Genomic DNA, 18451 nt, shown 5'->3' with positions numbered 1-18451 from the left:
TAAGTCCGGTACAATACCGAACTCAAACCAGCCAAACAACTGCATAACAAAAACTCTAACTTTTAGGGGTCACTACCAAAACCTTGGTTAACTGGTTTTAGGGATTTTTTTCTGTAGAACAATTATAGTCTCACTTGAGCGGAATTTAGACTTGAGCATTTTAATTAATATAGTTTACCATGTCGATACAACAAACTCGACAATCGTTCCAGTGAGAGGGTAAAGCAGTTAAATCTCATCGTCTCATCTACTGATGAAAAGTACATATCATAGACGATTTTAAACGTTTCGATCATTTTTTCTGACATATCAGCAATGATTTCCTCTTCTGAAAAAAGCTCCGTCACACGACTTTGTTTCCATTCTAAATAGGAAACGATCACTCCACCGGCATTGGCAAGGATATCAGGAATAACAATCGTCCCTTGCTCCTCAAAATAGTGATCAGCTTCTTCAGTAATCGGGGCGTTTGCTCCTTCAATAACTACTTTCGCTTTAACGTCTTCCATATTTTCTTTGTGTATGACGTCCTCAATAGCAGCTAAAATGAGCACATCCGTTTCGATTGTCAACACATCATTGGCCAAACGCACACTAGCTTTAATTCCAGCTTTTTTTAATTCTTCATCATTGCTAGGAAGATCATGACCTTTATTTGTATAGGTAATTAACCTCTCAATATTTATGCCGTCCTCATGATATAAGGTAGTAAACTGGTCAGAAACGGCGACAACTTTATGAGCAATCTTTTGATACTTAACAGCTTCAAGCGTTGCAACACTGCCCACATTACCAAACCCTTGAACAGACACTGAAATAGATTCCTTTTTCTGGGTAAGATTGATTAATGTCTGCCATTGTTTTTGACGGTTTATTTGTTGATCATTCTTCTGTAACCTGAGCCATTGATCAATCAGCCAAGAGTAACTTAAGAAAATGCCTTTTCCTGTTGCTTCTCGTCGCCCTTTTGCGCCTCCATTTTCTACACTCTTCCCTGTAAACGAGCCAAGATATGCTTCACCTTGTTTAATTGTTTTATATTCTCCTACCATCCAGTCGATCACACGTTCATTTGTTCCTAAATCAGGAGCAGGGATATCGTGATTGGGACCTAGATCACGGGCGAAGCGCTGAACATACTTACGACTTATTAAATTTAGTTCACGCTCCGAAAAATTTCTTGAATCAACATGCACGCCACCTTTTGCTCCACCAAATGGTAAGCGATGCAAGGAGTTTTTTAATGTCATTAAGATCGCTAAGTTCTCAACTTCATCTTCGTTCACATTCTCACTGAATCGAATTCCACCTTTATAGAAGCCGCTAATGTTGTTATGCTGAACACGATATGCGGGGATGCGGATAACCCCTTTTCCATCAGTTGAAACTCTTATGTAGCTTTTAATGATCTTGTCAGTTGTTTTCAAAATTTCCTTTGCAGATGCGCTAACCTTCCTGCGTTTTTCATCATCTTCAATTCCCAAAAAATCAGCACGATTTGCTAGCTTATCCATAACAGTTTCAATTAGTTGCCTTGTTTCTTGCTTTTCCATCGTTAGACCCAATCCTTTCAATACGCTCAAGACACAAAACGAAGATAGTCTCCGTAAGTCGTGCTTCTGCGTTTTTTATAAACTTAGTTAGAGTGCTGTTATCGCCATATTTCATATCACAAGGAGGTTAGTGGGAGATCTAGCCTGGAGGACCATTTTCGTCACAGACACCAACCGGAAAAACATGAGGTTACTGAAAAACTAACTTTATAAGACGGCGAGAGTTCCTCATTTTTTTGATCAGTACAGTAGCGGAAGGAGAACCCGTAGACTCCTGCGGAACAGAACGCGTCTGAAGACATCGAAGTGGTGGTTTTCCGCTTCGAGGGCTGAGGCCGTTCCCGCGGAAAGCGTAGGGGTCTCCTGTAGCGGCGATATTCAGCTCATTCTTACATGACTTTTTCAGTGGCCTCGAAAAACATTCGCCATAATAGCAAGAACATAGATAGGTAAATACAGCAATGCCCCTAACCTACAGCATACGTTTTTTTGACCAAGACTTGAACCTAAAAACTCGTTATTAGTTAATCAGCATGATGGTAGTAAATAGGTTTGTCTTGGTTTGATAGTGAGTTTGGACGCAGGATATTGGTGATCCTATCATAAAAGTTCCTACTTCCTAGTTTTCCATTGTGAAACAAACCTTATCCCAATTGATACATAGCCTTAATATTGGTAGTCTAGACTAAAGGCATACATATCTAGAGGAGGCACGGAGATGGGGAAAACAAAACTGGTTGTTTGTACAGGGCTGGCAGGACTCTTCTTACTTTGGGGAACAGATGCTTCGGCAGAGGAGCAAACCATCACCATTCTTCACACAAATGATTCGCATGGTCGGGCGTTTGAAGGTGAATTTGATGGGATGGGGTTTGCTAAGCTAGCTACCTTAATTGAAGAAAATCGTGGAGAGCACTCGATTTTATTAGACGCGGGTGATACGTTTCATGGGACAACCTTTGCCTCTTTAGAAGAAGGGGAGACGATTATTCAAGCGCTGAATCTAATGGATTATGAGGCGCTTGTGCCAGGAAATCATGATTTTAATTATGGGTTGGATCGACTGCAGGAGCTTGAAGGAACAGCTGATTTTCCTGTGCTTGCTGCGAATGTTTTGGATCAAGAGGGAAATCCACTTTTTGATCCATACATGATTAAGGAATTTGGTGGCTTATCAGTAGGCATCTTCGGATTAGCGACGCCAGAAACGGCTTATAAGACACATCCTGATAATGTTCGCGATGTGGAGTTTGAAGATCCATCAATAGCTGCCGAACGTGTAGTCAATCAACTGGAGGAAGAGGGAGTTGATTTGATCATTGCCCTCGCACACCTAGGCATTGACGAATCCAGTGTGGACACTAGTGAAAAGGTGGCTGCAGATGTTGATGGAATTGATGTCATTATTGATGGACATAGTCATTCTGAGCTGACAACTGGATTGGAAGCAGATCATGATACACTGATTGCGAGTGCTGGGGAGTATACTCAGAACCTTGGTATTGTAGAGCTTGTAGTGGATGATGGTGAGTTAGTTGATCGCAGTGCGAGACTGATCAATATGGCAGAAGCAGAGGATACAGTGCCTGATGCTGAAATGGAGGCATTGCTAGATGAACTCGAAGCGGCACAGCAAGAAATTCTGCAAGAGGTGATTGGTGAAGCGGCTATTGAGCTAGATGGTGAGCGAGAAAATGTGAGAGTGAGAGAAACGAATCTAGGAAATCTCATTGCAGATATCCTCTTAAATGCAACGGAAGCGGATGTTGCTTTAACAAATGGTGGTGGCATTCGTGCCTCCATTGCTGAGGGTGAAGTCACAGTGGGGGACATTGTTGAGGTTTCACCGTTCGGAAATTTCGGCGTGACTAAGGATGTAACAGGCGCTGAGTTACTTGAGATTCTAGAGAATGGTGCGAAGGCTTACCCTGAGCCGAGTGGAGGGTTTCCACAGATTGCAGGGTTTTCCTTTATGATCGACGATTCAAAGGATTCAGGTGAGCGTGTTCATTCAGTTATGATTGATGGGGAGCCCTTGGATGAATCAGCAACCTATACGTTGGCAACAAATGATTTCCTGGCAAGTGGCGGAGATGAGTATGAAGTGTTAGCCGATGTTCCAATTGTGAATGAATATAATGCTATGGATGAGCTGATGATTACCTATTTTAGAGATGCCGGAATTGTTACCTCCGATGTGGATGGTCGCATCCAAGTAGGTACCGCGGAAGAGGCGGAAGAAGTGGCCCACTCTGATAATGGTACGGATATGGAACAGGGGGTATATGAGATTCAATCAGGGGATACTTTATTTGAAATCGGCTTACGCTACAATGTGCAGTGGACTCATCTTATGAAACTAAATCCATCTATAGAAGATGAGGATCTTATCTATGTTGGAGATGAGCTTCATGTACCACATAAAACAGTAGAGAAATAAAATTGAATCTAAAACGCGGTGACGATGATCGTTGCTGCGTTTTTGTTTTTTCCGAATAAGGTGAGCGAATCTAAAGGTATTGTTCGGATTCTGTTGACAAATCATAAAGAGATTGCTAGAATCAAGCTGAACTTCATACTTTTTATTACTCGTATATTCGCGGAAATATGGTCTGCGAGTTTCTACAAGCTGCCTTAAAGAGCTAACTACGAAACGGTGTCTTATTTAGACGTCTTTGGTATGGTGCTCGGAGCAGAATGCTCGGAGCGTATTTTTATGGGGAAAGACCCCAAGGAGGAGCCAGATGGATCGTTTTTTTGGTTTAACGGAACAAGGAACTAATGTAAAAAGAGAGGCAATCGCCGGACTGACGACCTTCCTCGCAATGGCTTATATTCTAGCTGTAAATCCAATGATTCTTGGAGATGCTGGAATGGATCAAACCGCTGTATTTGTAGCGACAGCCCTAGCTGCCATGATAGGCTCCATCATAATGGGACTTGTTGCAAATTATCCAATTGCCCAAGCACCAGGTATGGGATTAAACGCATTTTTTGCATATACGGTTGTGCTCGGAATGGGTATGAGCTGGCAGGCTGCACTATTTGCTGTGTTTGTATCAAGTCTTATCTTTTTATTAATTACTGTATTTAAGATTAGAGAAATCATTATAAATGCCATTCCAGCTGAGCTGAAGCATGCAGCTGCTGCCGGGATTGGTCTGTTTATTGCTTTTATTGGTCTGAAAAATGCTGGAATCATTGTTGCAGATGAAGCAACGTTTGTAGCACTTGGTGATCTAACCTCAGGTCCCGTATTATTGGCTGTTTTTGGGGTTGTAATCACGGCTATTTTTGTTGTGAGAGGCTTTAAGGCTGGAGTATTCTACGGATTGGCTTTAACAGCTATTGTCGGAATTATTACAGGAGTGGTGGCTCGACCAGAAGGCATTGTGGCTTCTGCGCCAAGCTTAGCACCAACTTTCTTAGCGGCATTTGATGTGTCAACTGCAGAAATTTTTAGTGCAAGCATGGCTGTGGCAATTCTTACATTCTTATTTGTCACATTCTTTGATACAGCAGGAACATTATTTGCTGTCGCAAACCAAGCTGGATTTGTTAAGGATAATAAGCTACCTCGTGCAGGTAAGGCATTATTCTCGGATGCTTCTGGTGGTGTGGTTGGCTCGTTACTCGGAACATCGACCACTACGTCTTATATTGAATCATCCTCTGGTGTTGCAGTAGGTGGAAAAACTGGACTTACTGCGGTTTTTACAGGTCTATTATTCTTAGTAGCTATCTTCTTCTCGCCGTTATTAGCTGTTATTACAGGGCAAGTAACAGCAGCTGCCCTCATCATCGTTGGTGTGATGATGGCCACATCCCTACGTTTTATTGATTGGACGCGTATGGAAATTGCGATTCCGACCTTTGTTACTTTTATCGCAATGCCTTTGACATATAGTATTGCAAACGGGATTGCGCTTGGGTTTATCTTATATCCAATCACCATGGTTGTAAGTGGTAATGCGAAGAAGGTTCATCCAATTATGTACATTCTATTTGTGATCTTTGTATTGTACTTTGCTTTCTTGAGTCATTAATGATGACTCAACCTGAACTGCCCCTTCTAAGTAGAATGGGGCAGTTTTTTTATAGATAACATAAATGAAAAACACGCGCAGCGAGAACCTCTAAGAAAATCCCACAGGAGCATTCCTGTGGGATTTGTACATATCTGAGAAATTTTTTTTAAAATGCTTTTCATCTATTTAATTTTCGCATATATACATGTATCTCTTAACTCGCTAGAATCTTCTGCAACACTATCCTGCTTTAAGATAGCTTCTAATTCAAAATGTAATCGCTCGGCTACTGCGCGGCTTTTTAGGTTCTTCCGATCACAGCGTATTTCAACCCGGCGTGCATGTAGCTCTTCAAACGCAAAGTCGCTTATCGCCTGAACAGCCTCTGTAATATAGCCCTTTCCTGTATGCTCACTATGAACCCAGTAGCCTATTTCAAATTTAGGTACGTCCCAATCGATTCGATGTAGACCTGATGTAGCAATAAACTCTCCTGTTTCTTTTAGGAATACCATCAACCGGAGATCCTTTCGGGTTAAAAAGTTGACATGTGCTTCCCGAACCATGACTTCTGAGTTCTCAAGTGTAGGTGTCTCTTGAGCAAATGCAAGCCAAGGTTTTAATTCGTTTTGAGAGGCAAGCACAGCTTCGTAAAAAAATTTGCCATCACCTGGCTTTGGGGCACGAATAAATAGTCGTTCTGTTTCAAAATGGTCTGGAAAGTCTAAGAGTATTGGATTCATGTAGATTCACCTCATATAAGATTCTAACTAGTCTACCTGATTGACGCCTCGTTGCCAACAAAAAAATGAATATATTTCCTCTAAACAGGCACTCTACATTTATAAATATTGTGAGGTGTAAAAGAGATGCCAGCTATCTATTCAATCAGTACATATGCACCGCCTCATAAACTCCGTCAAGACGATACGATGGAGTTTGCAAGGGAATTGTTTAGTGAGAGCTACGAGGATATTGAACGATTGCTAACGGTATTTGCAAACGGTCAAATTGATGAGCGTTATTTTGCTGCGCCGATGGAATGGTTTCATCAGCCGCATACGCTTCAGGAACGGAATGATTTATTTATAAAGAAGGCAGTTGAATATGGGGTCAATGCTATTCGTGGGTGCTTAGAAAACAATCATTTTCTAAAACGGACCGTTGGCATAGACGAAATTGATGCAATCATTTGTGTTACTAGTTCAGGAATGGCAACACCTGGCATTGAAGCACGAATGATGAACCAGCTCTCCTTTGATGAGCATACAAAACGGATACCGATATGGGGGCTAGGCTGTGCAGGCGGAGCGGCGGGTTTAAGTCGTGCATTTGAATATTGTTTGGCGCACCCTGAGCAAAATGTCTTGCTTGTTTGTGTGGAGCTATGCAGTTTAACATTTCAGCATAACGACCATTCAAAAAGTAATTTAATTGGAACCTCGCTTTTTGCAGACGGTGTAGCCTGCGCTTTAATAGGGGGGGGAGAAAGCAGCCTTCGTTATGATCTAGTAAAAGCAACCTCTCCGACATATCGCGGTTCTCAATCCACATTAATGCCGCACTCTGAGGATGTAATGGGATGGGATGTCCGTGATTCAGGCTTACATGTTGTGTTCTCTCGTAGCATCCCGGGTATCGTGGAAAAGTGGCTCAAGCCCAATGTAGAAAATTTTTTGCAAAAGCAAGAGGTTGAGCTCGCTGAAATTGATGCCTTTATTGCCCACCCCGGCGGTAAAAAAGTCCTGGAAGCCTATGAAAAAGCATTAGGATTTTCCCCAGATCATACTTTCATTTCAAGAGAAGTCCTGCGCAGATATGGAAATATGTCCTCCCCGACTGTTTTATATGTGCTTAAAGAATTTATGGAAATGGACCAGCCGCTAGGACATCAGGGTTTAGTGGCAGCACTTGGACCAGGATTTTCATCCGAGCTTGTGCATCTAGAGTGGGAGGGATTAAGGCATTGATCTATGTCTACCTTTTTATTGGTTTAGTCATTGCGCAGAGATTAGCGGAAGTGGTAGTGGCAAAATCAAACGAGCGCTGGATGAAAGAGCGGGGGGCATTTGAAGCAGGGGCTTCTCATTACCCAGTGATGGTGGCTTTGCATAGTTGCTTCTTTGTCTCATTGCTTGTGGAGGTTACCGTTGAGTCATTAACCTGGTCAATCTGGAGCGTCCTTCCGCTTGTAATCTTTCTTCTTGCTCAGATCATCCGCGTTTGGGCGCTAGTCTCACTCGGTCGTTATTGGAACACAAAAATTATTGTGTTACCAGATGCAGACCCCATCCAACGTGGACCCTACCGCTGGATCCGTCATCCTAATTATCTAGTCGTTGTACTTGAGATCCTATTCCTTCCGTTGATCTTTCAAGCATATGTAACAGCTATTCTTTTCAGTCTATTTAACGTGGTGATGTTAATGGTTAGGGTAAAAATAGAAGAAGAAGCGCTTGACCAGGACGGGAGATATCAAGAGAAGTTTCATGAAGTAGGCAGATTTATGGGTACTCGTAAAAGGTGATGTGAATGGATAGAAGAGTTGCTGCTCTGTAGGGTTGATAGAGGATGGAGAATGTTTTGTTTCTTCAGCTGCCGCTTCCGAAAATGGGGGCACGCTTACCGCGGGCAGGTATTGAAATAATTGGGCTTTGCCCACTTATTTCAATGAACCTGTACTTCCCGCAGATGTCGACCCTTCATTTTCGTCCGCTTATTTAAATAGTATCGAAATCAATATCTACACAATGATAAGGGCTTTATCAGTAATACATTTACCAAGATAGAAGTAAACCACAACAAGAAAGATTATGAAGTTAGCAAGAATAAAACACTGTTACCAAGAATAAATGTCGATTTATAAAGAACAACTGGAGACTTAACAAGAACCAAATTGCATTACAAAGAGCTTAGTTTGTATTACGAAGAAGATGAGTACTTTTAGCAAGAAACGTCACCGTCCATTGTTTAAGTCTGAACGTTAGCGGAAGGAGAACCCGAAGACTCCTGCGGAACAGAACGAGTCTGAAGACATCGAAGGGGTGGTTTTCCACTTCGAGGGCTGAGGCCGTTCCCGCGGAAAGCGTAGGGTTCTCCTGTAGCGGCGCCATTCAGCTCATCCTTACATGATTTTTTTAGTGGTCTCGGTAATAAGGTTCAATGAGATAAATCGACGGAGTCGGGTTAGCTCATTACCTGCCCGCGGAAAGCGTGCCCCCTATTTTGAGAGCGACGGACGAAGAACAAATCATGAGCCTCCCTCTATCAAAAAAACCATACATTTATTAATAAGGAAATGAAAAATAGTCCTCATAATAAACCTCGCTCTCATCTGGAAAGACGACATGTGCTTCTGGCGCCGCTGAGGATACTCGAGTCGCTTCGTCAACAATTGGTAATGTTAGTGATTGATTACCCGCATCGTATTGTACTTCGTCTGGGACACCAAGTAGATACACCTCAAAAACAGCAGGAACCTCTAATTGTATTCCTATATTAGATGGAGCCTCAAACGTATTCACATAATTTACATTCGTTTGCACAAAATGATCAAGCTGATAATCAAAGGACTTAACTATGGCTAGCATCTCAAAATCAGGCACGATCAACCATTCTAAGTTCTTTAATTCTAAAGTGAATGTAAAGCTGTGTTGCCAATACTCATCCCATGTGATGGTGACAGGTAAAGTAACCTCCTGATCGCTTTCATAGCTCGCTTCACCTATGTGATAGTGATCAAAAAAGCTTCTTTGACCTAGCTCGTTTTTAAATTCGTCCATAAAATCCTCGTTCACTTCGGTTGTATCTACATATTGTAATACTCGATCTGCATCTGCTTCAAAATCAGTTTGATTTATGGAATGGAGGTAGCTGTCTAGCCTCGCTTCAGGAGAAGATTCCGCTGGCCAAAACAAATAAGCAACGAGTAAGATCGCTCCACTTATACCTCCTATAAGGACGTGTTTTCGTTTCAAGTACCGACACCTCTTTCTAAAAGAAGAAGATACATCCATCATAATGAAAGAAAGAGATCGCTTCAATGCTTTTTCCGTCTAGATAGTGTCGAAACAAGGAGGGTCCCATGCTACAATAGTGATAAGTAGCATTCGAACCAGGAGGAATGAGTTTGTCAAAAAAACGAAAGCAGCAGTTTACAGTTGAGCCTGATGAGAGCTTGGCTGATTGTTTAGAACGGATGAAGACGGAAGGCTATCGTCCTGTTCGTCGGATGGAAAAGCCGGTTTTTAAAGAAAATGGGTCAAAAACTCCTGTGATTAGCCATCAGCAGATCGTATTTGAGGGGATTTTAGAAGAAAACGAACAATGAAGAAGGTTAGGTCTTCAACCGTTCGACTTTTAGTTGACACTCTCGGGAGAACCCTGTAAGATAAATGTGGATTCTCGATAAAAAACGAAATAATACCTCATATAATTTTGGGAATATGGCCCATACGTCTCTACCTGATAACCGTAAATTGTCAGACTATGGGGGAAGGTACCGCAGCTATTATTCCACACAACATGGTGGTCATAGGTGCGTCAAGGCGTGGAATTAGCTATCTTTCTCTCATTGTGCAGATAAAGTATCTGATTCTGCGTTTTTTTGTGTGAGTTTAACAGTCATCTGAAGGAGTGAGTGTTGGATATGAAGCCAGTGGTTGGCGTCATCATGGGAAGTACATCTGATTGGGAAACAATGAAACATGCGTGTGACATACTTGATGAGCTTGAAGTTCCTTATGAAAAAAAGGTAGTGTCTGCTCATCGTACACCGGATCTTATGTTTCAATATGCGGAGCAAGCAGTTGAAAAAGGATTACAGGTCATTATCGCAGGAGCAGGAGGGGCCGCACATTTGCCAGGAATGGTTGCAGCAAAAACCCCGCTACCAGTCATTGGTGTACCAGTTCAGTCTAAGGCGTTAAATGGACTAGATTCCTTGTTATCTATTGTACAAATGCCAGGAGGTGTACCTGTGGCAACCGTAGCGATTGGTAAGGCTGGAGCAACAAATGCCGGACTACTTGCTGCACAAATGATAGGTACTACAGACCAAAGGGTTCAAGATGCTGTCGTTAGCCGTCGCAGGTCAACAGAAGAAGCAGTGCTCTCGAGCAGTGATACATTATGAATAAAACCATTATAAAACCAGGATCAACCATTGGCATTATCGGTGGAGGACAGCTCGGGCGAATGATGGCGCTTTCCGCCAAACAGATGGGCTATCGCATTGCTGTACTGGAGCCGGGGGCAGATTCCCCATGTGCTCAGGTTGCTGATTATGTCATTGAGGCAAGCTATGATGATCAAGCGGGTGCCAAGAAATTAGCTGAAGTCAGTGATGTGATTACCTATGAATTTGAAAATATAGACGAAGCAACGGCCAAATGGCTAACAGAGCATGCAGATTTTCCTCAGGGCTTTGATGTGTTGCGTGTAAGTCAGCACCGATTAACGGAGAAACGAACAATTGAAGCAATAGGTGTACCCGTTGCACCATACGCTGAAGTTTCTTCCTTAGAAGATGTCCAGCCTGCTTTAGAAAAAATCGGTCTGCCTGCGGTGCTGAAAACCTGTCGAGGCGGGTATGATGGCAAAGGACAGGCGGTTGTAAGAAGTGAGCAAGAGCTTGAAGCAGCAGCGCGTGACCTATTGCCTGCTGGAGAGTTGGTTCTTGAAGGCTGGATTCCATTTCAATGTGAAGTGTCAGTCATTGTGACACGCTCGCGTCATGGAGAAACGAGTACATTTCCAGTGGCCGAAAATATTCACCAAAACAATATTCTACATCAATCCATTGTTCCGGCTCGAATTACTGATGCCACAACCATACAAGCGCGAGAGATTGCAATGAAGCTGGCTGAAGGGTTAAAGGTGGTTGGAACATTAGCAGTGGAAATGTTTGTTCAGGAAGATGGACAAATTCTCGTAAATGAGATTGCACCGAGGCCACACAATTCGGGACACTATACGATTGAGGCGTGTAAGACCTCTCAGTTCGAGCAGCAGATTCGCGCCGTATGCGGATTACCTTTAGGAAGTACAGATTTACTGAAATCGGTAGTGATGGAGAATCTACTCGGAGAACATATTGAGCCGCTTATGGCTAATCTAGATCAATTAGCAGATATCTCACTCCATTTATATGGTAAGGCGGACGCAAAGGAAAAACGCAAAATGGGGCATCTCACTGTACTCTCAGAATCAGTAGAGTCTGCGCTTACTCAACTTGATACATTTAAACAATATACGAATAAATAATTTATAGACACTATTTGGAGGCTTACCTACATGATTGAACGTTATACACGACCTGAAATGGGTGCTATTTGGACAGATGAGAACCGCTACAATGCTTGGCTTGAAGTTGAAATCGTTGCCTGTGAAGCATGGTCAGAATTGGGGCATATTCCGAAAGAAGATGTCCAGAAAATTCGTGAGAACGCAAGCTTTGACATCAGTCGTATTCTGGAAATAGAAGAAGAGACGCGTCACGATGTAGTTGCTTTCACTCGTGCTGTATCTGAAACACTTGGTGAAGAACGCAAGTGGGTTCATTACGGCTTAACGTCAACGGATGTTGTAGATACTGCTCTTTCGTACTTATTAAAACAAGCGAATGATATTTTGGCTGCTGATCTTGATCGTTTCTTGGAGATTTTAAAAAACAAAGCGATTGAGCATAAGTTTACTGTAATGATGGGACGTACTCATGGTGTACATGCTGAGCCAACAACCTTTGGTTTAAAGCTTGCGTTATGGTATGAGGAAATGAAACGAAACATTGAGCGTTTTAAACACGCAGCTGAGGGTGTGCGTTTTGGTAAACTGTCCGGAGCAGTTGGCACCTATGCAAATATTGATCCACAAATAGAGCAGCTTGTTTGTGAAAAACTTGGCTTAAACGCAGCACCAATTTCTACTCAAACCTTGCAGCGTGACCGTCATGCAGAATACATGGCGACGCTTGCTCTAATCGCAACGTCTGTTGAAAAGTTTGCCGTGGAGGTTCGTGGTCTTCAGAAAAGTGAGACACGTGAGGTAGAGGAGTTTTTTGCAAAGGGTCAAAAAGGATCATCAGCTATGCCACATAAGCGTAATCCAATTGGGTCTGAAAATATGACTGGACTTGCTCGCTTAATTCGAGGATACATGCTGACAGCTTACGAAAACGTACCATTATGGCACGAACGTGATATTTCTCATTCATCTGCAGAGCGTGTGATTTTACCAGATGCAACCATTGGTCTGAATTATATGCTAAATCGTTTCTCGAACATCGTGAAGAACCTGACTGTATTCCCAGAGAATATGAAGCGCAACATGACGCGTACATACGGGCTAATTTATTCTCAGCGCGTATTGCTTTCGCTCATTGACAAAGGCATGGTTCGTGAAGAGGCATACGATCTTGTTCAGCCGAAAGCTACTCAGGCGTGGGAAGAGGGTATTCAATTCCGTGAACTCGTTGATGCAGAAGAACGTATCACCCATGTTCTATCTAAGGAAGAAATAGATGAGTGCTTTAACTATGAGCATCATTTAAAGCATGTAGACACGATCTTTACTCGTCTTGGCCTAAACTGATTCTAAGGAGGACCATCATCTATGGAAAAGCAGCAGCTGCTATACGAAGGGAAAGCAAAACGAATCTATCAGACTTCTGAATCTGATGTGTTGTGGGTCACCTATAAGGATGACGCAACGGCATTTAACGGAGAGAAGAAAGATACATTAGAAGGCAAGGCACGTCTTAACAACGAGATATCCACTCTCATCTTCTCGCACTTAGCTGAAAAGGGGCTTAATAGTCACTTTGTTCGGAGATTATCTGACACAGAACAGCTTGTTCGAAAAGTAGAGATTGTACCAATTGAAGTGGTTGTACGAAACGTTGTAGCCGGTAGTATGGCAAAGCGCTTAGGGATTGAAGAGGGTACGCCGCTCGTTGAACCGATTGTTGAATTTTACTATAAGGATGATGCATTAGGCGATCCGTTAATTACAGAGGATCATGTGTATCTTTTAGAAGCTGCAACATCAGAAGAGGTCGAATCTCTTAAAATACAAGCCAAAAAAGTGAATCAGTTATTAGTAGAGTTGTTTGCAGGAATTGGTGTCAGATTAGTGGATTTTAAGTTAGAATTCGGACGCACAACAGATGGTGAGCTGCTGCTCGCTGATGAAATCTCTCCAGATACATGTCGCCTTTGGGATCTTGAGACAAACCAGAAGTTTGATAAGGATTTATTTCGCCGGAATCTAGGAAGCTTGCAGGATGGATATCAGGAAATACTAACACGCTTGGGAGGCCAATAATGTATAAAGTGAAGGTTTACGTTACGTTAAGAGAAAGTGTTCTTGATCCTCAGGGAGTAGCAGTTCAAAATGCTCTTCACACGATGGAGTATAAGGAAGTTCAAGAGGTTCGTATCGGAAAATATATGGAGCTGACATTAGCGGACACAAGCAATGTTGATGCGCGAGTGAAAGAAATGTGCGAAAAGCTACTAGCGAATACCGTCATTGAAGATTATAGCTATGAAATTGAGGAGGTTGTCTCTTCATGAAGTTTGCGGTCATCGTATTTCCAGGGTCCAACTGTGACGCAGACATGTATCATGCAATCCGCGACCAGCTTGGGGCAGAGGTAGACTATGTGTGGCACAATGATACGTCTCTTGAAGGCTATGATGGCATTTTACTTCCTGGTGGGTTCTCTCATGGAGATTATCTCCGCTCAGGTGCCATTGCTCGTTTTGCACCAATTATGAAGGCTGTCATTGAAAAAGCAAATGCTGGTGTTCCAGTGCTTGGCGTATGTAATGGATTTCAGGTTCTTTTAGAAGCTGGGTTACTTCCAGGCGCAATGAAACGAAACGAAGGCTTAAAATTCATTTGCCGTCCAGTTCAGCTGACAGTTGAAAATGCAGAAACGATTTTTACAACCGGTTATACAGAGGGTTCAGAGATTACAGTTCCTGTGGCACATGGAGAAGGTAACTACGAGTGCGACGATGAGACCTACCAAGAACTTAAAGCCAATAAGCAAATTGTATTCAGCTATAGTTCAAACGTAAATGGGTCGCGTAATCAAATTGCCGGCATTGTAAACGAAGCGGGAAATGTTCTTGGTATGATGCCTCACCCAGAGCGAGCGGTTGAAGAGCTTCTTGGTAGCGCAGACGGACTAGCATTATTTCAATCAATTTTAAAAAACTGGAGGGAATCCCATGTCACTACTCGTTGAACCATCATCTGAACAGGTAAAAAAAGAAAAGCTGTATCAGGCCATGGGTTTAACTGATGAGGAATTCCAGCTTGTCGAAGAAATTTTAGGGCGTACACCTAACTATACTGAAACAGGTCTATTTTCAGTCATGTGGTCTGAGCATTGTAGCTATAAGAACTCTAAAGTCCTTTTGAAGAAGTTCCCTGTTACTGGTGAAAAGGTACTTCAAGGACCCGGTGAAGGTGCTGGGATCATAGATATTGGCGATGATCAGGCCGTTGTTTTTAAAATCGAAAGTCACAATCACCCGTCAGCGATTGAGCCTTATCAAGGGGCAGCTACAGGCGTTGGTGGTATTTTACGTGACGTTTTTTCAATGGGAGCTCGTCCGATTTCCATCTTAAATTCCCTTCGCTTTGGTGAATTAACGTCTCCAAAAGTACGCTACTTATTTGAAGAGGTTGTAGCGGGTATTGCCGGCTATGGGAACTGTGTAGGGGTTCCAACAGTTGGTGGAGAGGTGCAATTTGACTCCTGCTACGAAGGCAACCCCCTTGTTAATGCGATGTGTGTTGGCTTAATTGATCACAAGGATATTCAAAAAGGCCAAGCCAAAGGGGTCGGAAATACGGTTATGTATGTCGGCGCTAGTACTGGTCGCGATGGTATTCACGGTGCAACATTTGCATCTGAAGAGCTAAGCGAAAGCTCAGAAGAAAAGCGTCCTGCCGTACAGGTTGGAGACCCATTTATGGAGAAGCTGTTACTTGAGGCATGTCTTGAGTTAATTCAATGTGATGCATTAGTTGGTATTCAAGATATGGGTGCTGCCGGACTAACGTCTTCATCTGCAGAGATGGCAAGTAAGGCTGGTTCAGGTATTGTGATGAACCTTGACCTTGTGCCACAACGTGAAAAAGGGATGACGCCGTATGAAATGATGTTATCTGAGTCACAGGAGCGCATGTTGATTGTAGTTCAAAAGGGTAGAGAAGCTGAAATAAAGGAAATTGTTGATCGTTGGGGACTGCTCTCAGCTGAGGTTGGTTATGTAACAGATGATAAGCGTCTTCGTCTCATGCATAATGGCGAAGTGGCAGCAGATGTACCAGTTGATGCGTTAGCGGAAGAAGCGCCTGTTTACCATAAGCCTTCTAGCGTTCCAGCTTATTATAAAGAGTTCCAAGAGCAGGGTGCGTATGTACCTGCTGTAAATGATTTAAAAGAAACTCTCCTTCAACTATTGGCTCAGCCAACGATTGCAAGCAAGGAATGGGTTTATGATCAATATGATTATATGGTTCAAACAAACACGGTTGTTTCTCCAGGTTCTGATGCGGCTGTTGTGCGTATCCGTGATACACGTAAAGCACTGGCGATGACAACGGATTGTAACTCTCGCTATCTTTATTTAGATCCTGAGGTTGGTGGCAAAATTGCCGTTGCTGAAGCGGCTCGTAATATTGTCGCTTCCGGTGGTGTACCTTTAGGAGTGACGGATTGCTTGAACTATGGAAGTCCGGATAAGCCGGAGATTTTCTGGCAGCTGGAAACATCTACAGATGGGATGAGTGAAGCGTGCCGTACACTTGAAACACCAGTAATCGGCGGAAACGTTTCTTTATACAATGAAACATCAGGTGGAGCGATCTATCCAACACCTGTCATTGGCATGGTTGGATTAATTGAAGACCTTGATCATATTACTACACAGGATTACAAATCAGTAGGGGACCTAGTGTATCTACTTGGCGAAACAAAGCCTGAATTCAGTGGAAGTGAGCTTCAAAAGATGCTAGAAGGACGTATCTTTGGAAAGGCACCAGAAATTGATTTAGCTCTTGAGAAGCAACGCTTAAATCAATTGTTAAAAGCTATTCAATCTGGTCTTGTAGCCTCTGCACATGATGTAGCAGAAGGTGGACTTGCCGTTGCGTTAGCAGAGGGTATGACTTCTGGTCGTGTAGGAGTTCGTGTTCAACAAGAAGGCACAGATGCCGTGAATTTGTTTGCAGAGAGCCAATCTCGTTTTGTGGTAACGGTCTCTCCTGAAAACCGCAGTGCATTTGAAGCCATAGTTGATGCAGAGTGTATTGGTGAAGTAACAAACAAGGATCAATTGGTAGTATGTGATGAGAACGGAAAAGCAGTTCTCGAAGCATCGCAAGAAGAAATTGTTACGGCTTGGAAAGGAGCCATTCCATGTTTGCTGAAATAAAAGGCTTAAATGAAGAGTGTGGAGTATTTGCTGTTTGGGGTCATAAGGATGCAGCACAAATCACCTATTATGGTCTCCATAGCTTACAGCATCGCGGTCAAGAGGGAGCAGGTATTGTCGTTTCCGATGGAGATACATTAAATGTTCATAAAGGACTAGGACTTGTTAATGAAGTGTTTGACCAGCAATCTCTAAATGCTCTTCAAGGATCTGCAGCCATTGGTCACGTGCGTTATGCTACAGCCGGTGGCGGCGGATTTGCCAATGTCCAACCACTCATGTTCCGAGCACAAGCAGGCGGACTTGCGATCGCTCATAACGGCAATATTGTGAATGCAAACAATTTGAAGCTTCAGCTTGAGAATCAAGGAAGCATTTTTCAATCAACATCTGACACAGAGGTGTTAGCACATCTAATTAAGCGTAGCGGTTATTGGTCTTTAGAAGATCAATTCCGCCATGCGCTTGCTATGCTGAAAGGCGCCTACGCGTTCGCGGTCATGAACGAGCATCAATTGATCGCAGCGATGGATCCAAATGGTCTTAGACCTTTAGCGATCGGACGAATTGGTGATGCGTATGTTGTCGCGTCTGAAACCTGTGCCTTTGATATTATTGGTGCGACTTATGAGCGAGATGTGAAGCCTGGAGAAATGGTTATTATTGATGACAACGGGTTGCGATCCGAACAGTATGACAAATCACCTAATCCTGCCATTTGCAGCATGGAGTATGTCTACTTTGCTCGTCCTGATAGTAATGTTGAGACGATTAATGTGCATACAGCCAGAAAACAGCTGGGTAAACAGCTAGCCATTGAATCACCGATTGAAGCAGATGTGGTAACCGGTGTGCCGGATTCCAGTATCTCAGCCGCTATCGGGTATGCAGAGCAAACGGGCATTCCTTACGAGCTCGGACTAATCAAAAACCGCTATGTCGGCAGAACCTTTATTCAACCTTCACAAGAATTACGCGAGCAAGGGGTAAAAATGAAGCTCTCTGCGGTCCGTGGGGTCGTTGAAGGAAAACGAGTCGTTATGATTGATGATTCCATTGTACGTGGCACAACCAGTCGTCGGATTGTCAATATGCTTAAAGAAGCTGGCGCCCTTGAAGTGCATGTGCGTATTAGCTCTCCACCAATTAAGCATCCTTGCTTTTATGGAATTGATACATCTACAACCTCTGAATTAATTGCTTCCCAGCATTCGGTGGAAGAGATGCGCGAAATGATGGGGGCAGATAGCTTAGCTTTCTTGAGTACAGACGGATTAAAGAAAGGGATTGGACGCGATCCTGAATTAAATAACTGTGGCCAATGTCTAGCATGCTTTACCGGAGAATATCCAACAGAGATCTACGCTGATACGGTTCATCCGCACGCAAAGGTTTAATTAAAGGAGGCAACGTCCGC

The 18451-nt window shown here is 43.0% G+C and carries 16 protein-coding genes and 2 riboswitches; of the genes, 13 read left to right on the top strand and 3 right to left on the bottom strand.

The window, feature by feature from the left end; genetic code table 11:
- Positions 1 to 164: 164 nt before the first annotated feature.
- Complete coding sequence (locus FN960_RS15875; protein WP_143849833.1) at positions 165 to 1553, bottom strand: Glu/Leu/Phe/Val family dehydrogenase; 1389 nt, start codon at positions 1551 to 1553, stop codon at positions 165 to 167.
- A gap of 718 nt (positions 1554 to 2271) precedes the next feature.
- On the opposite strand from FN960_RS15875, the gene FN960_RS15870 reads away from it, so the two are divergent.
- A complete protein-coding gene (locus FN960_RS15870) occupies positions 2272 to 3993 on the top strand; it encodes a 5'-nucleotidase C-terminal domain-containing protein (protein ID WP_143849832.1) in 1722 nt (573 codons plus the stop codon).
- A 129-nt stretch (positions 3994 to 4122) separates the two neighbouring features.
- Positions 4123 to 4222: riboswitch (purine riboswitch) on the top strand.
- A 75-nt stretch (positions 4223 to 4297) separates the two neighbouring features.
- Positions 4298 to 5599, top strand: coding sequence for an NCS2 family permease (locus FN960_RS15865; RefSeq protein ID WP_143849831.1), 1302 nt, complete (start codon positions 4298 to 4300; stop codon positions 5597 to 5599).
- 164 nt (positions 5600 to 5763) lie between these two features.
- On the opposite strand, the gene FN960_RS15860 is transcribed toward FN960_RS15865, so the two are convergent.
- The gene (locus tag FN960_RS15860; protein ID WP_143849830.1) at positions 5764 to 6324 is read right to left on the bottom strand and encodes a GNAT family N-acetyltransferase; all 561 of its coding nucleotides are present in this window, start codon (positions 6322 to 6324) and stop codon (positions 5764 to 5766) included.
- Positions 6325 to 6450: 126 nt separating this feature from the next.
- Between FN960_RS15860 and FN960_RS15855 the strand changes: the two genes are divergently transcribed.
- Positions 6451 to 7551, top strand: a complete 1101-nt coding sequence (locus tag FN960_RS15855) for a type III polyketide synthase (RefSeq protein ID WP_143849829.1) — start codon at positions 6451 to 6453, stop codon at positions 7549 to 7551.
- The gene (locus tag FN960_RS15850) at positions 7548 to 8108 is read left to right on the top strand and encodes an isoprenylcysteine carboxyl methyltransferase family protein (protein WP_143849828.1); all 561 of its coding nucleotides are present in this window, start codon (positions 7548 to 7550) and stop codon (positions 8106 to 8108) included. The genes FN960_RS15855 and FN960_RS15850 overlap by 4 nt, the downstream gene beginning before the upstream one ends.
- A 760-nt stretch (positions 8109 to 8868) precedes the next feature.
- On the opposite strand, the gene FN960_RS15845 is transcribed toward FN960_RS15850, so the two are convergent.
- Positions 8869 to 9558 carry a hypothetical protein gene (locus FN960_RS15845; RefSeq protein WP_143849827.1) on the bottom strand — a complete coding sequence of 230 codons (690 nt, stop codon included), beginning with the start codon at positions 9556 to 9558 and terminating at the stop codon, positions 8869 to 8871.
- 152 nt (positions 9559 to 9710) lie between these two features.
- Between FN960_RS15845 and FN960_RS15840 the strand changes: the two genes are divergently transcribed.
- The 9 genes from FN960_RS15840 (at position 9711) to purF (ending at position 18431) form a co-directional block, all read left to right on the top strand.
- Positions 9711 to 9911: an NETI motif-containing protein gene (locus tag FN960_RS15840; protein WP_438799893.1), complete on the top strand. Its 201-nt coding sequence runs from the start codon at positions 9711 to 9713 to the stop codon at positions 9909 to 9911.
- A gap of 77 nt (positions 9912 to 9988) precedes the next feature.
- Positions 9989 to 10090, top strand: a riboswitch (purine riboswitch).
- 139 nt (positions 10091 to 10229) lie between these two features.
- Positions 10230 to 10715: a 5-(carboxyamino)imidazole ribonucleotide mutase gene (purE, locus tag FN960_RS15835; protein WP_143849825.1), complete on the top strand. Its 486-nt coding sequence runs from the start codon at positions 10230 to 10232 to the stop codon at positions 10713 to 10715.
- Entirely contained in the window at positions 10712 to 11845 is a 1134-nt protein-coding gene (purK, locus tag FN960_RS15830; protein WP_143849824.1) for a 5-(carboxyamino)imidazole ribonucleotide synthase, read from the top strand. Before purE ends, purK begins: the two co-directional genes overlap by 4 nt.
- A 30-nt stretch (positions 11846 to 11875) precedes the next feature.
- On the top strand, positions 11876 to 13171 hold the full coding sequence (gene purB / locus FN960_RS15825; protein WP_143849823.1) for an adenylosuccinate lyase: 1296 nt from the start codon (positions 11876 to 11878) through the stop codon (positions 13169 to 13171).
- Between the two features lie 21 nt (positions 13172 to 13192).
- Positions 13193 to 13903: a phosphoribosylaminoimidazolesuccinocarboxamide synthase gene (purC, locus tag FN960_RS15820; RefSeq protein ID WP_143849822.1), complete on the top strand. Its 711-nt coding sequence runs from the start codon at positions 13193 to 13195 to the stop codon at positions 13901 to 13903.
- Positions 13903 to 14154: a phosphoribosylformylglycinamidine synthase subunit PurS gene (gene purS, locus FN960_RS15815; protein ID WP_143849821.1), complete on the top strand. Its 252-nt coding sequence runs from the start codon at positions 13903 to 13905 to the stop codon at positions 14152 to 14154. The genes purC and purS overlap by 1 nt, the downstream gene beginning before the upstream one ends.
- Positions 14151 to 14834 carry a phosphoribosylformylglycinamidine synthase subunit PurQ gene (purQ, locus tag FN960_RS15810; protein ID WP_143849820.1) on the top strand — a complete coding sequence of 228 codons (684 nt, stop codon included), beginning with the start codon at positions 14151 to 14153 and terminating at the stop codon, positions 14832 to 14834. The genes purS and purQ overlap by 4 nt, the downstream gene beginning before the upstream one ends.
- Positions 14818 to 17034 (top strand): phosphoribosylformylglycinamidine synthase subunit PurL, encoded by a 2217-nt coding sequence (gene purL / locus FN960_RS15805; protein ID WP_143849819.1) that lies wholly within the window; start codon positions 14818 to 14820, stop codon positions 17032 to 17034. Before purQ ends, purL begins: the two co-directional genes overlap by 17 nt.
- Entirely contained in the window at positions 17019 to 18431 is a 1413-nt protein-coding gene (gene purF, locus FN960_RS15800; protein ID WP_143849818.1) for an amidophosphoribosyltransferase, read from the top strand. The genes purL and purF overlap by 16 nt, the downstream gene beginning before the upstream one ends.
- Positions 18432 to 18451: the final 20 nt, after the last annotated feature.

The organism is Alkalicoccobacillus porphyridii, from assembly GCF_007293315.1.
GTDB classification, from domain to species: Bacteria; Bacillota; Bacilli; order Bacillales; family Bacillaceae_D; genus Alkalicoccobacillus; species Alkalicoccobacillus porphyridii.
Note: the sequence above shows the minus strand (reverse complement) of the source record. Positions and strands in the feature narration are given on the sequence as shown.

What these genes read in the sequence shown, in the direction of transcription:
- FN960_RS15875 (WP_143849833.1), bottom strand. Translation starts at nt 1,553, where the DNA reads ATGGAAAAGCAAGAAACAAGGCAACTAATTGAAACTGTTATGGATAAG.
- FN960_RS15870 (WP_143849832.1), top strand. Translation starts at nt 2,272, where the DNA reads ATGGGGAAAACAAAACTGGTTGTTTGTACAGGGCTGGCAGGACTCTTC.
- FN960_RS15865 (WP_143849831.1), top strand. Translation starts at nt 4,298, where the DNA reads ATGGATCGTTTTTTTGGTTTAACGGAACAAGGAACTAATGTAAAAAGA.
- FN960_RS15860 (WP_143849830.1), bottom strand. Translation starts at nt 6,324, where the DNA reads ATGAATCCAATACTCTTAGACTTTCCAGACCATTTTGAAACAGAACGA.
- FN960_RS15855 (WP_143849829.1), top strand. Translation starts at nt 6,451, where the DNA reads ATGCCAGCTATCTATTCAATCAGTACATATGCACCGCCTCATAAACTC.
- purE (WP_143849825.1), top strand. Translation starts at nt 10,230, where the DNA reads ATGAAGCCAGTGGTTGGCGTCATCATGGGAAGTACATCTGATTGGGAA.
- purK (WP_143849824.1), top strand. Translation starts at nt 10,712, where the DNA reads ATGAATAAAACCATTATAAAACCAGGATCAACCATTGGCATTATCGGT.
- purB (WP_143849823.1), top strand. Translation starts at nt 11,876, where the DNA reads ATGATTGAACGTTATACACGACCTGAAATGGGTGCTATTTGGACAGAT.
- purC (WP_143849822.1), top strand. Translation starts at nt 13,193, where the DNA reads ATGGAAAAGCAGCAGCTGCTATACGAAGGGAAAGCAAAACGAATCTAT.
- purS (WP_143849821.1), top strand. Translation starts at nt 13,903, where the DNA reads ATGTATAAAGTGAAGGTTTACGTTACGTTAAGAGAAAGTGTTCTTGAT.
- purQ (WP_143849820.1), top strand. Translation starts at nt 14,151, where the DNA reads ATGAAGTTTGCGGTCATCGTATTTCCAGGGTCCAACTGTGACGCAGAC.
- purL (WP_143849819.1), top strand. Translation starts at nt 14,818, where the DNA reads ATGTCACTACTCGTTGAACCATCATCTGAACAGGTAAAAAAAGAAAAG.
- purF (WP_143849818.1), top strand. Translation starts at nt 17,019, where the DNA reads ATGTTTGCTGAAATAAAAGGCTTAAATGAAGAGTGTGGAGTATTTGCT.